This window comes from Spongiibacter sp., from assembly GCF_041602295.1.
GTDB lineage: Bacteria > Pseudomonadota > Gammaproteobacteria > Pseudomonadales > Spongiibacteraceae > Spongiibacter.
In genome coordinates this window covers 1-14,213 of record NZ_JBFIGO010000076.1, presented here as the reverse complement: position 1 = coordinate 14,213, position 14,213 = coordinate 1, and the positions used below count along the sequence as shown (strand labels likewise).

Genomic DNA, 14,213 nt, shown 5'->3' with positions numbered 1-14,213 from the left:
CCGCGGCGGCGTCGACTCATATTGTGGTGGGCCACGGCGCTGAGCAGGTAAAGGCAGGGGTGACCGGCGACAATTTGCAGTGGGCCCTGCAGGCCGAGCAAAAGGGCACCGGCCATGCGGTTGCCCAGGCGCTGGGGCAGGTGGCCGACGATGCCATGGTGCTGATCACCTACGGCGATGTGCCGCTGATCAGTCCCGACACTCTCAAGGCGATGCTGGCCCGCGGCGGCGATAAGTTGGTGCTGCTGACCGCCACGCTGGAAGACCCCAGCGGCTACGGCCGCATTATTCGCAACGATCGGGGTGAGGTGATCGCGATCGTCGAGCAGAAGGATGCCAGTATCGAGCAGCTGGCAGTGCGGGAAGTGAACACCGGGATGATGGCGCTGCCCGTCAACTACCTGCGCGAGTGGCTACCCAAGCTGTCGGCAAATAATGCCCAGGGTGAATACTACCTGACCGATATTATTGCCATGGCGGTGGCTGCCGGTGTGCCGGTGGTGGTGGAGCAGCCGGCGGCGCTGTGGGAAGTCGAGGGGGTGAATAACCGCTTGCAGCTCAATGCCCTGGAGCGCCAGTACCAGCGGCTGCTGGCCGAGCAGTTGATGACTGACGGTGCCAGTCTCGCTGACGCCGCGCGCATTGATATCCGCGGTCAGTTGAGTGTCGGTCAGGATGTCAGCATCGATGTTAATTGTGTCTTTGAGGGTGAGGTAGAGCTGGCCGATGGCGTCAGCGTGGGCCCCAACTGCATGATCCGCAACAGCCGCATTGCGGCCGGTGCGGTGATTCATGCCAACTCGGTGATCGACGAGGCCGAGGTGGGTATTGATTGCAATGTCGGCCCCTTTGCACGGCTGCGGCCCGGTACGGTGCTGGCGGCAAGGGCGCGAGTTGGTAACTTTGTCGAAACCAAAAACACTCGGGTGGGTGAGGGCAGCAAGATCAACCACCTTAGCTACGTGGGGGATGCTAGCCTGGGCGCCGCCGTCAATGTCGGCGCCGGCACCATCACCTGTAACTACGACGGGGTGAACAAATTCCGCACCGAGATTGGCGATCGCGCCTTTATTGGCTCGAACACCTCCCTGGTCGCGCCGGTTGAGGTGGGCTGTGAGGCCACCGTGGCGGCGGGCTCAACGATCACTGGCAATATTGCCGACGGCGAGCTTGGGGTTGCCCGCGGCCGTCAACGTAATATCAAGGGCTGGATTCGGCCAAAGAAAAAAGCGTAATTTTCTGAACATTCAAGCTCAAGGTTAACCTGTATATGTGTGGAATTGTCGGTGCTGTTGCCCAACGTGAAGTGGCTGGGATCTTGTTAGAGGGGCTGCGCAGATTAGAGTATCGCGGTTACGACTCCGCGGGGATGGTAGTGGTGTCACCGACGGGCGACAATGACTGTCGCAAGCGTGTTGGCAAGGTCGAGGCCCTGGCGCGCGCACTGGATGAGCAGGCGCTGCCCGGCACGACGGGTATTGCCCACACCCGCTGGGCCACCCACGGTGAGCCCTCTGAAGTAAACGCCCATCCGCACAATTCTGAAAAGCTGTCGTTGGAACACAATGGCATTATCGAAAACCACGAGGCGCTGCGCAGCAAGCTCAGCGGTCTCGGCTATGAGTTTCAGTCATCCACTGACACCGAGACCATAGTTCATCTTATTCACTATTATTTTCAGCAGCAGCGCGATCTGCTGGGCGCGGTCAAATTAGCCATTTCTGAGCTGGAAGGTGCCTACGGATTGGCGGTGATACACGCCGACCGTCCAGACAAATTGGTGTGCGCCCGCAAGGGCAGCCCGCTGGTGATTGGCGTCGGCATCGGTGAGAACTTTATCGCTTCCGACCAATTGGCCCTGCGCCAGGTCACCGACCGCTTTGTCTACCTGGAGGAGGGTGATGTTGCGGAAATTAGCGCAGGTCACTACCGGATTTGGGATCAGGCGCAGCAGCCGGTCACCCGCCCGGTGACCCAGATCGATACCGCTGCCGAATCCGCCGACAAAGGCGCCTATCGCCACTATATGCTCAAGGAAATTTACGAGCAGCCGGCGGTGATTGAGCGCTCCTTGGCCGCGCGGCTTGGCAACAAAAAAGTGCTGGCCGAAACCCTGGGGGCGCGCGCCAACGATATCCTTAAAACGATTTCGTCGGTGCAGATTGTTGCCTGTGGTACCAGCTATCACGCTGGGATGGTGGCCAAATACTGGATAGAGGGCGTGGCCGGTGTGCCGTGCCGTGTCGAAGTGGCCAGCGAGTTTCGCTATCGCAAATTTAAAGTTCAGGACAACACGCTGTTTGTCACCATCAGCCAGTCCGGTGAAACGGCCGACACCCTGGCCGCACTGCGCTTGGCGAAAACCTTGGGCTATGCCGCCAGTCTGGCAATTTGCAATGTGGCGCTGAGCTCCCTGGTGCGTGAATCCGACCTATTCCTGATGACGGAAGCCGGGCCGGAAATCGGTGTGGCCTCGACCAAGGCCTTTACCACGCAACTGGTTGCGCTGTTGTTGCTGACCGTTGCCCTGGGGCGGCAGCACGACCTCAGTGAGGACGATGAGGCGGAGATTGTGAGTGCTCTGCAGCAGCTGCCCGCCAGGCTGACGGAGGCACTGACCCTGGACAAGGCGATCCAGAAAATGTCGGAGGCCTTCGCCGACAAGTATCACGCGCTGTTTTTGGGTCGCGGCGCGCAGTGGCCGGTGGCGATGGAGGGGGCGTTAAAGCTCAAGGAAATTTCCTATATTCACGCCGAGAGCTACCCCGCCGGAGAGCTTAAGCACGGTCCGCTGGCCTTGGTGGACAGCGAGATGCCGGTGATTGCGGTGGCGCCCAACGACGAGTTGCTGGAAAAATTGAAGTCCAATCTTCAGGAAGTCCAGGCCCGAGGGGGGCAGTTGTTTGTGTTTGCCGACGGTGCGGCGGGCTTTAGTGCAGAGCAGGGGCTGAGCATTATTGAGCTGCCCCATGTCAGCGATATTGTCGCGCCGATTCTCTACACCATTCCGCTGCAGTTGCTCAGCTATCACGTGGCCATTCTCAAGGGCACCGACGTCGATCAGCCGCGCAACCTGGCCAAGTCGGTGACTGTCGAGTAGTTCATTGCGGCCTGTTCGCCCACCGTTTTGTCCACCCCGGCGCGGCAGTCGTGTCGGCCGGGGGTCGCCACTCGGCGCGCCAGAACGGTGCTAGCGCCCTGTCCTGGCAAGCGATAAAAACGTGCTGTTCGGGTTTTTTAGTGCGTAGTTTTGCTTGTTTCTGTTTTTTAATCAGCGCGTGGTTTTTGCTGTTATCGCCATTAACTGGCGCCATTTCCCCGCATTTCTCCAGCTAGTTCCCCGGTGTCCCGTGCCCCCATGAGTGGAAGTACGTATCCAAAATATGGTTACAGACCTTTAACTTTGCGGCCGCTAACAATCTAAATCTTAAAAAAATTTAGCGACACTAAATGATTACTGGCCGGAGAGTGATTTTGATAACACATAGCAATTGGAAGAAGCGCCAGCTACTGGCGGCAGTATTGGCTGTGCCCACAGCGATGGCGCAAGCCGCCGACAAGCCCGGCTTTGCCCTGGAAGAGGTGGTGGTAACCGCGCAGAAGAAGGCGGAGTCGCTGCAGGATGCGCCCATTTCACTGACCGCCTTTGGTCAGCAGGAACTGGAAAACAAGGGTATTAATAGCCTGGCAGACATCGGCGCCAAAGTGCCGAGCATGAGTATCGAACCCTTTCCCATTAACAATGCCACCCTGCGTATCTTTATTCGCGGCATCGGCATTTCCGATGCGCAAATTACCCAGGACCCGCCAGTGGGCATTTACATGGACGGGGTGTATATCGCCCGCTCCACCGGCACCGCTTTGGATGTGGCCGACCTTGAGCGTATCGAGATTCTGCGCGGTCCCCAGGGCACACTCTACGGACGCAATACTACCGGAGGTGCCATCAATCTGGTGACTAAGCGCCCGAGCAGTGAGGCCTTTGAGTTCGAGCAAAAATTCACCGCGGGCAGCCGGAATTTGTTTACCTCCAAAACGTCAGCGAATATTCCGTTGGGTGACCGCGTGGCGGCTAAGCTCGCCTTTATGCACACCGAAAACGACGGCTTTATCGACAATACCGGGCCGGGGGGTGACTTTGGTGACCGCCAGGTGCAGGGCTACCGCGCGGATTTGCGTTGGGACATCAGCGACCGGCTCACCTTGGACTACGCCTACGACCATTCCGAGTTGGACTACTACAACTCCATGTACCAGGCGATTACCCCACCGCTAAGTGATAAGGGTCAGGCCGAAGCGATCAAGGAGCACGCCCAGGAGCAGAGCGTATACAGCAAGACCCGGCTCGACCGCTTGGCGACGGGTGCGCCGCTGGAGGAATCCAATACTGAAATCAGCGGCCACGCGCTGACGCTGACCGCTGATTTTGACAGCTGGCAGCTGAAATATATCGGCGCCTATCGCGAGCTGAGCGATGCCTCTTACGCAGACCTCGGCGGCGGCGCCGGATCAACCGCGTTCCGCCTCGACAGCCACGCCTATGACGGCCCGGCGGCCGATGCCGCCAACGGCGGCCCCACGCCTCAGACCCAGCCCTTGGTGACTCAGGAGCAGCGCTCTCACGAGCTGCAATTCAGCGGCGAGGCCCTGGCCGGTCGTCTGGAGTATCTGGCCGGTGCTTACTACTTTGAGGAGTCGGCGGTAGAGGATAACTCACCGCTGCACCACCAGCTCAGTGCCGACGCCCGTGTGCCCTTTGTGCCGTTTCGCACCCACGCGGTAAACCTGCTGTCCCAGCACTACCAAATCGACAATGAGGCGCTGGCCTTTTTTGGCCAGACAAGCTGGACGCCGGCAGTATTGGACGACCGCCTGCACCTGACCTTTGGTGCCCGCCACTCGCGAGACAAGCGCGCGGCCATTAAAAACCAGACCGACTTGAATATCATCGAGCTTTACGGTCTGGCCTTCGACTTGTTCTGGGGCACCATGGACCAGAGCGATCCGTCCCGGCAGTTTGTCGACGTGAAGGCCGAGAAGACCTTTACCGACAACTCCTTTAGCTTTGTGGCTGAATACGACCTCACCGACAGCATTAATGTCTACGGCAAAATCAACGAGGCCTATAAAAGCGGTGGCTTTAACACCCGTGATCCGCAGCGTGACGGCAAGCAGGGCGCGGCCAGTGATGGCGTGGACTACGGCTTTGGCTTTGCCGAGGGCTTCGACGAGGAAAAAGTACGCTCGGTGGAGCTGGGCATAAAAAGCGAGCTGATGGATCGCCGTCTGCGTATCAACGCCGATATTTTTAGAAGCTATTACCGCGATATGCAGCTCAACTTCATTCTCGCCGGCACCGTTGCCGACACCAAAATCACCAATGCCGGCGAGGCGCAAATGCAGGGCTTTGAGGCCGATGTGACCTTTATGGCAACGCGCAATCTGCTGCTGATGCTCAACTACGCCTATCTGGACACTGAAGTGACCGAGGCTCGGGATGTTAACGGCAATGATGTCAGCGACGAATTTGTGTTCTTTGCGGCGCCCAAACAATCCTATACCGCGTCGGTCGACTGGACGCTGATGGACGCGGACTGGGGGCGCACTGCGCTGAATGTTAGCTACAACTACATGGACGAGCGCAACGGCGGCTCGCGCGCCGAAAACGTCAAGAACACCCGCCTGGACGCCTATGGCCTGTGGAATGCCCGCTTGGGCGTCAGCGATATCGCCGTTGCCGGTGGCAGTTTGACGGTGGCGGCTTGGGCTAAGAACTTGGCCGACGAGGAATACGCCATCACCGCCATCGATAACCAGCCCCAGGCTGATCGCTCAGTGTTGTGGGGCGAGCCGCGCAGCTATGGCCTGGACCTGATCTATCGCTATTAATTCCCACCCATCACCCTTGGCCGCCTCCGGGCGGCCTTTTTTTGCCTGTCGCTGTCGTCCTGGCTTGGCGGTTCAATAATATTGGCCTGTCGGGGGTTTTTTGCCGTCGTGAAGGCCCGCGGCCGCGCGGTGTTTGACCCGCATTTCAAATAAAAATACAGTGCAGCAGAGCATTTTTTTGGTGTTGTGACGCCTGCTGTCCGCCGCCCAACTTTATTAGCCAATAAGAAAAACACTGGAGACAACTTATGTACCTGGGCTTTAGCTCGATGAATACCGTTCACGACCCCCGCCCGGCGGAGTTGGCCAAGGTATTGGAGGAGGCCGGTTTTGAATCGCTGTGGTATGGCGAGCACAGCCATATTCCCATGTCCCGCAAAACCCCCTACCCCCCCGGTGGCGAGCTGCCAGAGCCCTACAAGGAAATGATGGACCCCTATATTTCATTGATGGAGGCCGCTGCCGCGACGACCTCACTGAAGTTGGGAACGGGTATTGCCCTGCTGTTAGAGCGCGAGCTGATCTCCCAGGCCAAAACCATTGCCACCCTGGACCGCTTGTCCGGCGGGCGGGTGATTATCGGCACCGGCGTCGGCTGGAATGAAGAGGAGTTCGACAATGCGACCGCACTGCCCTGGAAGCGGCGCTACAGCGCTTTGCGGGAAACGGTGGAAGCGACCCGAGTATTATTCAATGAGCCGGCGCCTGAATATCACGGTGAGCTGATTGACTTTGATGCCATGTGGTTTGAGCCCAAGCCGGTGCAGAACAAGGGGCCGAAATTTTTGTTTGGCGCGATGGGCCCGCTGGGTGTTAAACACGCGGCGCAGTGGGCCGATGGTTGGATGCCTGTAGACGTGGTGATGGGCGATGTCGCTGACACCATTAAAAAGTTTCGCCAGGCGGTGAGCGACCAGGGTCGCAAGCCCGATGATGTCGAAATCACCATGGTGGCGATGGGTGAACTCAGCGCCGACTTGTTGAAGCACTATCGAGACCTCGGTATTACGCGGGTGAATATTGGTGTCGGCATGGACAACTGGAACAAGCCTGACATTGTGATGCCGATGATCGAGACCTTCTCCAAGATTATTCCCCAGTTGTAGGCTGGCTTGCGGCCGGCCATTGCCAGACCTTGGCCGGTGCGCCCGAGACATGGCAAAGACGGTGATATGAGACATTTGTTGCTGTTAATACCCTTAGCGCCCGGGACAAGGGGCCAGGAAGGGAGTTTTAATTTCGGGCTAATTTATAAATCCCTCCTAATAGACTCTTAGAGAATATACCGTTATTTCGCCTGCGGCTGTCGTGGCGGACAACTATAATTACTAGGCTAGGCGGAGCGCTTAGTGAGTCCGTTCATCTCTTATACAGTGGTGGCGCAGCCACTAGGAGGCAGTATGATTACGGTAACGGCGGTTAATAAACACCGCGTCGATATGACAATGGAATCGTCGCTAAGCAAGCAAGATATGCAGCAGGCGCTGGATGATTTATTTAAGCTGACTGCGGAGTTAGAACACGGCACGATGCTGTATACCATTAGCGATTTTCACTGGCCGTCATTGGGGGCGGTTGGGGTGGAACTCGCGCACCTGCCCACGTTGATAAAGACGCTTAAAAAATTCGATCGCGTTGCGGTACTGAGCGATCGTCCTTGGCTGCGCCGTATCAGCGAGTTTGAAGGTCATCTTATTCCCGGAGTGGAAATCAGAGGTTTTGAGGCCGACAAGCAAGCCGAAGCCACGGCGTGGCTGGAGCAGGGGGATATGCAACAGGTCGCTTGATCTGCGTTGACAAACATCAGGGGCTGCCATGGCAGCCCCTTTTTTATGGCTGCATCAGCGCCCTTTGCGGTGGCTGATTGACGACGCGCCCGGGGTTCACGCCGCCAGCCAGTTAAACCTACCAGTAGCCCGGCTCACCTTCCGCGACCGGGGCTGGAAGCGGGGCTCGCTCTGCAGTCGCGGCTGACCGCGAGAAAACAATCGCCTGCCTGGGCTACTTGGAGTTCGCAGAATATGTCCCCCAAATTGGGGATTTTCATCGAAATAAGAGGTGCTAACATCGGCCAAAATTTCTGACGACAAGGAAGCGAATACCATGCGCACCCTCGCCCTGCTGCAATATGGGCTACTGGCACTATCCGTTTTGCTGACCTCCGCCTGTGCCAGTTTTTCCGATTACACCAATGCTGCCAACCTCGGGAATTTAAGTTTTATTGAAAGCTATCTCGCCGAGGGGGGCGAGGTGGACGAGCGCGATGGTTTTGGCAACACGGCGCTGTATCGCGCCGCCTCCGGTGGCCAGTTGGAGGTGCTGAAACACCTGCTGGATGCCGGTGCTGACCCGGGCCTGGAGATTGGCAAAGGCCGGGACAACGCCTTGCGAGTGGCGGCCGGGGCTCAGCGCAATAGCGCAGAGATGGTGGCCCTTCTGCTGCGCGCCGGAGCCTTAGCTGAGCAGGCCAATGGCGAGGGTAAAACGCCCTTGTGGGCGGCGGTGGCAATGAACAATGTCGAGGCGGCGCGGCAGCTGATTGACGCCGGCGCCGACCCCGATACCGCTGTCATGGGCTATACGCCACTGATGCTGGCCGCCCACAATAAGTACAGCGCCATGGTGCGCTTGTTATTGTTGCGCGGTGCCGATGTATCGGCGGTGAGTGACGGCGCTGTGGCGGGATACAACGCCCTGTACTTTGCTGTTGAGCTGCGGGACTGGCAGCAGAGCAGTGCTTGGCAGAGCGCGCCGCGCCTGGGGCCGGTTGCGGCCTCACACCGCGGGATGAGTGGCGGGAATGCCGCCTTTCTTGCCGCTGAGCACAAGAAAGTGGTCGATATGTTGTTGGCGGCAGGCAGTGATCCGGATGTGGGTGGGGAGTGGACGCCATTAACTCGCGCTGCCCGCCAGGGCGCTGAGCCCAGTATTGTTGAAGCACTGTTGCTGGCGGGTGCCGCGGTCGATAAGAAAACCCACAATGACTCCAGCGCGCTATATTTAGCCGCGGGCTGGAATCGCGATGAGCAGGTCGGCTTGCTGCTCAGCGCCGGTGCAGAGGTAAATCTGGGGAATAACAATGACGACGAAACGGCCCTGTTTAACGCCGCGAACAATGGTCACCTGGGGCCGGTAAAGCGCCTGTTGGCAGCCGGTGCCAGCCTGGAGAAGGCGGATATCGAGGGTTATACCCCCTTATACCTCGCGGCCTATAATGGCTATACCGAGGTGGTTCAGCACCTGTTGGCTGCCGGTGCCCAAACCGATACGGCAAATGGCTCCGGCGGCTGGTCGCCGCTGCAGACGGCAGCTGATCACGGTCGCCTTGAGGTTGCCCGCGAACTGATTGCCGCCGGCGCCGATGTCAATCAACGCAGTGCCAAGGGCTACACCGCCGCCTACTATGCGGCAAAATCCGGTAAGAAAGTCGATGTCGATATCATCAAAATGCTGGCGGCGGCCGGCGCTGACCTGAATGCCCGTTGCAATGGTTATTACGCGGTGCATATGGCGGCGGACAAGGGCTATTACGATACGGTGAAAACCCTGCTCGCCTATGGCGCCAATCCGAATCTGCGCGATAAAGACAATGATTCGGCGCTGGACATTGCCATGCGCCACGGCTTTAAAAATACCACCGCCTATATTCAACAGTACGGCGGCCAGACCCACTCCTACCGCAAGTCCAACAGTGGTGAGATGTTCGGTAAAATCTTTGCGACGGTCGCCATTGGCGCGATTGCCGGCAGTGCGGATATTCCCCTTGAGAACTCGCTGGATGTGATGGGCGCCGCGGTCGGTGACATTTGGGTAGACAATGGCAGGGGTACGCGCCTGGCGCAGATGCAGCAGCAAATGGCCCAGGGCACCTATCAAATTAAAGACCCGGCGCTGCGCCGCCTAGCTGAAACACGCATGCAGTTAGAGCAGCAGAACCGTGAAATTCAGCAGCAGGTTGCCGCATACAATGCCGAGCAAAAGCGTCGCCAAGACGAGCGGGTTCAGCAGATTGCCGAAAAAAGGGCCGAGCATGCCGCGCAAAAAGCGGCCTATGAGCAGCGCCAGCGCGAGGCGGCCATTGCCCGGGAGCAAGCGGCGCGAGCTGCCGCCCAGGCTCGCCGTGAGGCCGAGGAGCGCCGCCGCGAACAGCTCGCCCAGCAGCGGGCTCGTCAGCAGCAGGAGGTCGCTCAGGCGCGCGAACGTGAAGCCGCCAAGCGCGCGGCTGAGGCCGCGCGCCCCCAGCCGCGTTCGGGCAGTATTAACAGTGGCCGGATGAACGCGGCCGACAAAGCCGATTGCGACTGCAAGGGTACGCTTACCAAGCAAAACTTCAGCGTTGGCAGCTGTCAGGTGGCCTCGTTGACGGTGGCCTACGAGGTCAGCCATTTTCTCGGCGAGCCACTGGTGAAGGGCGACTATAAGTGGCAGAGCGGTGGCGGCGAGGACGACTGCCTGCCCAGTGGCTTCAGCCTGTGGCTGAAAATTCAAAATGGCGATGCCTTTGGCTATGTGGAGATCGACCCGGTCATTCCCCGTGCCGGCAAGGTATCCTTTTCCGGCACCGCCAGCAGCCCTAACTGGGACAGCTTTATCTGTGGCTATAGCGGCGGCAGCGCAACGAGCTGCTTTGATGCCGATACGGCGAAAACGCTGTATAAAAAGGGTCGTATTGTCGGTGTTGAGGTGTCCCACCAGTGATGACTCCCTATGCGCCCCGAAACTGCCGGTTTTTGGATATCTGGCAGTTTGGTGACTGGCGCCTGAAGGCCTATGGCATCAGCTGCGGCGATGTGCCGCTAATGCCCGAGTTGCTTGCCGCAGCGCGGCAACTCGCTGCCGAAAAGCTGGCAGAAATAACGGCGGCAGGGGATCACTACCATGTGGGCTTTGTCGGCGTTCATCAGGGCAAAACGGCCCACTTCATCTTTGTAGACTGGTGGGCGCAGGAGAATGAACTCCACCACCATGTGTATGTGGCGCCACTGGATCAGCCGACGGCATTTCGCTATACCACACCCTCGGGTTTAATCGCCTGTGTGTGGGACATGCAATTGATGGCCTTTGAGCGCGATGCCTGGGTTGGCACGGTGTTGCGCGGCGGGCTGCCGTGCATAGAGGATTATTTGCAGCGCCGTTGCAGTGGGCCGCTTTAAGGCGTCCGGTATTCGCATTGTTGATCGTCTTGCGGCAATCGATACTCATGGCCACTAATGGATGCCAATGATTCTGGAGACCCCGATGAGCCTCGAAAGACACTATGCCTCACTGCAAAGCATGTACGCCGCCGCGCCGATCAACGGTTATTACCAGCCGTCGATGACGGTGCGCGAGGGCGAGGCGAGTATCGAGATCGAGGTGGCTGAACATCTGTATCACGCGGCGGGGGCGGTGCATGGCTCGGTCTATTTTAAGCTGCTCGATGATGCGGCTTTTTTTGCCGCTAACTCCCTTGAACAGGAGTACTTTGTGCTGACTACCTCGTTTACGACCTACATCACGCGGCCGGTGTCGCAGGGCCGTATGCGCGCTGAGGGAAGGGTGGTAAACAGCAACAAAAGTCAGTTTATTGTCGAGGCCGTGGTCTACGACGGCGAGCATCGCGAGATTGGTCGGGGCAGCGGCATTTTCGTGCGCGGCAAGTTGCCGTTGGTGGAGGCTGCGGGCTATGCGAGTGACGCGCCATGAAGCATCCCTTTGCCGAGCTGATCGGACTTGAGGTTACGCAGATGCGTGCGGGCTACAGCGAATGTGTATTGCAGATCTGTGACGAGCAACACCACAACCCCAACGGTGTGGTACACGGCGCCGTGCTCTATGCGCTGGCTGACACCGGCATGGGGGCGGCTTTGCAGCCAAGTCTGGGCGAGGATCAATACTGCGCCACGGTGGAGATCAAGATGAACTACTTTCGCCCGGCCAGCGCGGGTCGGCTGCACTGTATTACCGAAGTGGTAAACCGTGGCCGGCGGTTGGCAAATATAGAGTCGCGGCTGTACAGCGGTGACGCCCTGATTGCTCAAGCCAACGGAAATTACGCGATTCTTGCCAAGCCCTAGCGGCGCCAGATTGAGGTGTATTTTCGTTACATCCTAGGGTTTGTACGTACTTGTAGTGTTGATAAAGAAGCCATAGCCTCCAAGGTAGGACTGTTTCCTCCGGAGGTGGGATATGGTACTGGCCAGAGGAATTTATATTGCTTTTGTGGTGGCTGTATTACTGATACTGGCCGTGCCGGTTAAGCAGCAGTTTTTCGATGTGGCCAAGGAGCCGCAAGTATATAGCGGCTACTGGGGCGCACTGTCCACGTCTAGCAATGTTGATTACGGATTGGCCACCGCCCAGCCCGATAAGGCCGAGCCGGTGGCGGGCGCTGAGACGGCAGCGGTAACGCCGAGTTGGCAGCAGTTGCGCGACAATGCCAACAGCCGCGCGCGCGAAATCGACAAGGCTTTTGAAGATTGGTACCACCCGCCCTCAGGCTGTCTCACCTGGCAATCTCCTCAGCAGATGGCCGAGTGTGGCAATCATAAAATGCAGGCTAAGCGTGAATTTAGCGACCGCTATTTGAAGTCGCGGCATCACGCGACCCAGTGAGCTATGAGCTGCTGCTGTTCCTGCATGTCAGCGCGGTAGCGCTCAGCTTTTCCTTGTTTGTCGTGCGCGCTCGCTGGTCGATACTGTCGGCGCCGCAGTTACAGCGCCGCTGCTGGCGAATACTCCCCCATGTTATCGATAGTTTTCTCCTCGCCATGGGGCTCAGCTTGATGGTGGTGTTGCGCGCTTGGCCGCAAGACACACCCTGGCTGGCGGCCAAATTACTCGCGCTACTGCTGTATATCGGCCTGGGGAGTGTGGCGATAAAATACGGCAAAACGCCTCGCCAAAAAGCGCTGTTCGCGCTGCTGGCCGCGACGGTGTTTGTGTATATGCTGGCGGTTGCTCACTGTCGCCAAGCGCTGTTTTTTCTCCCTGCCTAATTCCGCTACTCTTATCCGCCCGCAATCTGTGCTCACGCTCGGAGGCAGGCGGTTTTCAGCGCTATTCAACGTTTTCCCAGGCGGCGTTGGGATAATTTGTGGTTTGATTGCCAGCGCTTGCTAGGGTTGAGACGGCGGTGGATATTTATTGATCGCAAAAATATTTTGCTAAAGTAGCGCAATAAAAAGCAGCTCGATGGCATATTTCGCTTGCTCTTTCGCAAAATTTCGTTCGACGCGCGACCGAAGCGACCCTCAATACTGTGGTATAAGCTGGTGGGTGAATAAGAGAGTGAAGCCGGGGAGATGCCGGCCTATTAGGAGCGACAAGTAGTTATGGCACACAGTTGGATTTTGGTGATAGCAATAGCCGGCATTGCGCTCAGCCTATTGGTGGTTCCGCTGTTGCTGTTGTCGCATCCCTATGGTGACCGCCGCGCCAACCGTTTTTTGGCAATTTTCGTCAGTATACTGGCGATAAAATTATCCCAGCGGGCACTGCTTTACAGTGGCGCGCTGGAGGTCTATCCGGCCTTATCGGGGGTGGGGCGCTTTCTGTATTTCGCCCTGGCACCGCTGTTGTATTTTTATATCTGCGCCCTGACCAAGGAGGGCTTCGCTCTGCGCCGGGCTCAGTATTGGCACTTTTTACCTGTGCTGTTGGCTTTCATTGCGGTATTGCCCATCTATTTTTTGGGTGCCGAGGCAAAGCGTGAACTGGCAGAGAACTATTTCAGAATTGTCCCCGACGGGGTCGATATTTTCGCGATTCTGGCCCAGGCCAACGAATACACCGCCATCGTCTACATTCATCTCGTTCTGTACATTTCTCTGCCGATACACCTGATGGTTTATGCGGTGTTGGGCCTGCGCCAGGTGCACCGGCACTGGCAGCGCATTGGCGAGCGTTTTTCTAATACTGACCGCATTCAGCTGCGCTGGATTCAGGCACTGTGCTATTTTGCCCTGCTGCTGTGTCTGGCAAGTCTGGCCTGGTTCCTGCTGTTTATCACCGGTCGCGCCGAGGAAATGCGCAGTTTGCCGGCATTGGTAACGACCTTGTTGATCTATAGCATTGGCCTGATGAGTCTTCGCCAGCCGCGTGTTTATGCGGCAAACAGTGATGCTCACAGCACTGCCCCGGAGACGGTTGAGGCGCTGCTTGAGGGCGGCGACGCGCCCAAGGTGGCCAGTCGCAAATACCAGAGCAGCGGGCTGTCAGATGCGGATAGTGAGCAGCTGTGGCAGCGCCTGCAGCAGTATATGGATGCGGAAAAGTCCTACCTCATCCCCAGCTTGACGATCGGTCAGTTGTCGACGTCTATGGATGTGCCATCGGCACATCTG

General features: G+C 58.0%; 12 protein-coding genes. All 12 read left to right on the top strand.

The window, feature by feature from the left end:
* A partial coding sequence (gene glmU, locus ABYM29_RS11810) for a bifunctional UDP-N-acetylglucosamine diphosphorylase/glucosamine-1-phosphate N-acetyltransferase GlmU (RefSeq protein WP_372864968.1) occupies positions 1-1,235 on the top strand: 1,235 nt, incomplete at its 5' end.
* Between the two features lie 35 nt (positions 1,236-1,270).
* Positions 1,271-3,100, top strand: a complete 1,830-nt coding sequence (gene glmS / locus ABYM29_RS11805) for a glutamine--fructose-6-phosphate transaminase (isomerizing) (RefSeq protein WP_372864967.1) — start codon at positions 1,271-1,273, stop codon at positions 3,098-3,100.
* A gap of 368 nt (positions 3,101-3,468) precedes the next feature.
* Entirely contained in the window at positions 3,469-5,889 is a 2,421-nt protein-coding gene (locus ABYM29_RS11800; protein ID WP_372864966.1) for a TonB-dependent receptor, read from the top strand.
* A 248-nt stretch (positions 5,890-6,137) separates the two neighbouring features.
* Positions 6,138-6,995, top strand: a complete 858-nt coding sequence (locus tag ABYM29_RS11795) for a TIGR03619 family F420-dependent LLM class oxidoreductase (RefSeq protein ID WP_372864965.1) — start codon at positions 6,138-6,140, stop codon at positions 6,993-6,995.
* 294 nt (positions 6,996-7,289) lie between these two features.
* Positions 7,290-7,676: an STAS/SEC14 domain-containing protein gene (locus ABYM29_RS11790; protein ID WP_372864964.1), complete on the top strand. Its 387-nt coding sequence runs from the start codon at positions 7,290-7,292 to the stop codon at positions 7,674-7,676.
* A gap of 316 nt (positions 7,677-7,992) precedes the next feature.
* Entirely contained in the window at positions 7,993-10,587 is a 2,595-nt protein-coding gene (locus ABYM29_RS11785) for an ankyrin repeat domain-containing protein (RefSeq protein WP_372864963.1), read from the top strand.
* The gene (locus ABYM29_RS11780) at positions 10,584-11,042 is read left to right on the top strand and encodes a hypothetical protein (RefSeq protein ID WP_372864962.1); all 459 of its coding nucleotides are present in this window, start codon (positions 10,584-10,586) and stop codon (positions 11,040-11,042) included. The genes ABYM29_RS11785 and ABYM29_RS11780 overlap by 4 nt, the downstream gene beginning before the upstream one ends.
* A gap of 85 nt (positions 11,043-11,127) precedes the next feature.
* Positions 11,128-11,574, top strand: coding sequence for a PaaI family thioesterase (locus ABYM29_RS11775; RefSeq protein ID WP_372864961.1), 447 nt, complete (start codon positions 11,128-11,130; stop codon positions 11,572-11,574).
* Positions 11,571-11,945, top strand: a complete 375-nt coding sequence (locus ABYM29_RS11770; protein WP_372864960.1) for a PaaI family thioesterase — start codon at positions 11,571-11,573, stop codon at positions 11,943-11,945. The genes ABYM29_RS11775 and ABYM29_RS11770 overlap by 4 nt, the downstream gene beginning before the upstream one ends.
* 112 nt (positions 11,946-12,057) lie before the next feature.
* Positions 12,058-12,483: a hypothetical protein gene (locus ABYM29_RS11765; RefSeq protein ID WP_372864959.1), complete on the top strand. Its 426-nt coding sequence runs from the start codon at positions 12,058-12,060 to the stop codon at positions 12,481-12,483.
* Positions 12,480-12,866 (top strand): SirB2 family protein, encoded by a 387-nt coding sequence (locus ABYM29_RS11760; RefSeq protein ID WP_372864958.1) that lies wholly within the window; start codon positions 12,480-12,482, stop codon positions 12,864-12,866. The genes ABYM29_RS11765 and ABYM29_RS11760 overlap by 4 nt, the downstream gene beginning before the upstream one ends.
* Before the next feature lie 336 nt (positions 12,867-13,202).
* Positions 13,203-14,213, top strand: a 1,011-nt coding sequence (locus ABYM29_RS11755; protein ID WP_372864957.1) for a hypothetical protein, incomplete at its 3' end; no start/stop codon positions are given.

What these genes read in the sequence shown, in the direction of transcription:
- ABYM29_RS11765 (WP_372864959.1), top strand. Translation starts at nt 12,058, where the DNA reads ATGGTACTGGCCAGAGGAATTTATATTGCTTTTGTGGTGGCTGTATTA.
- ABYM29_RS11770 (WP_372864960.1), top strand. Translation starts at nt 11,571, where the DNA reads ATGAAGCATCCCTTTGCCGAGCTGATCGGACTTGAGGTTACGCAGATG.
- glmS (WP_372864967.1), top strand. Translation starts at nt 1,271, where the DNA reads ATGTGTGGAATTGTCGGTGCTGTTGCCCAACGTGAAGTGGCTGGGATC.
- ABYM29_RS11795 (WP_372864965.1), top strand. Translation starts at nt 6,138, where the DNA reads ATGTACCTGGGCTTTAGCTCGATGAATACCGTTCACGACCCCCGCCCG.
- ABYM29_RS11785 (WP_372864963.1), top strand. Translation starts at nt 7,993, where the DNA reads ATGCGCACCCTCGCCCTGCTGCAATATGGGCTACTGGCACTATCCGTT.
- ABYM29_RS11775 (WP_372864961.1), top strand. Translation starts at nt 11,128, where the DNA reads ATGAGCCTCGAAAGACACTATGCCTCACTGCAAAGCATGTACGCCGCC.
- ABYM29_RS11790 (WP_372864964.1), top strand. Translation starts at nt 7,290, where the DNA reads ATGATTACGGTAACGGCGGTTAATAAACACCGCGTCGATATGACAATG.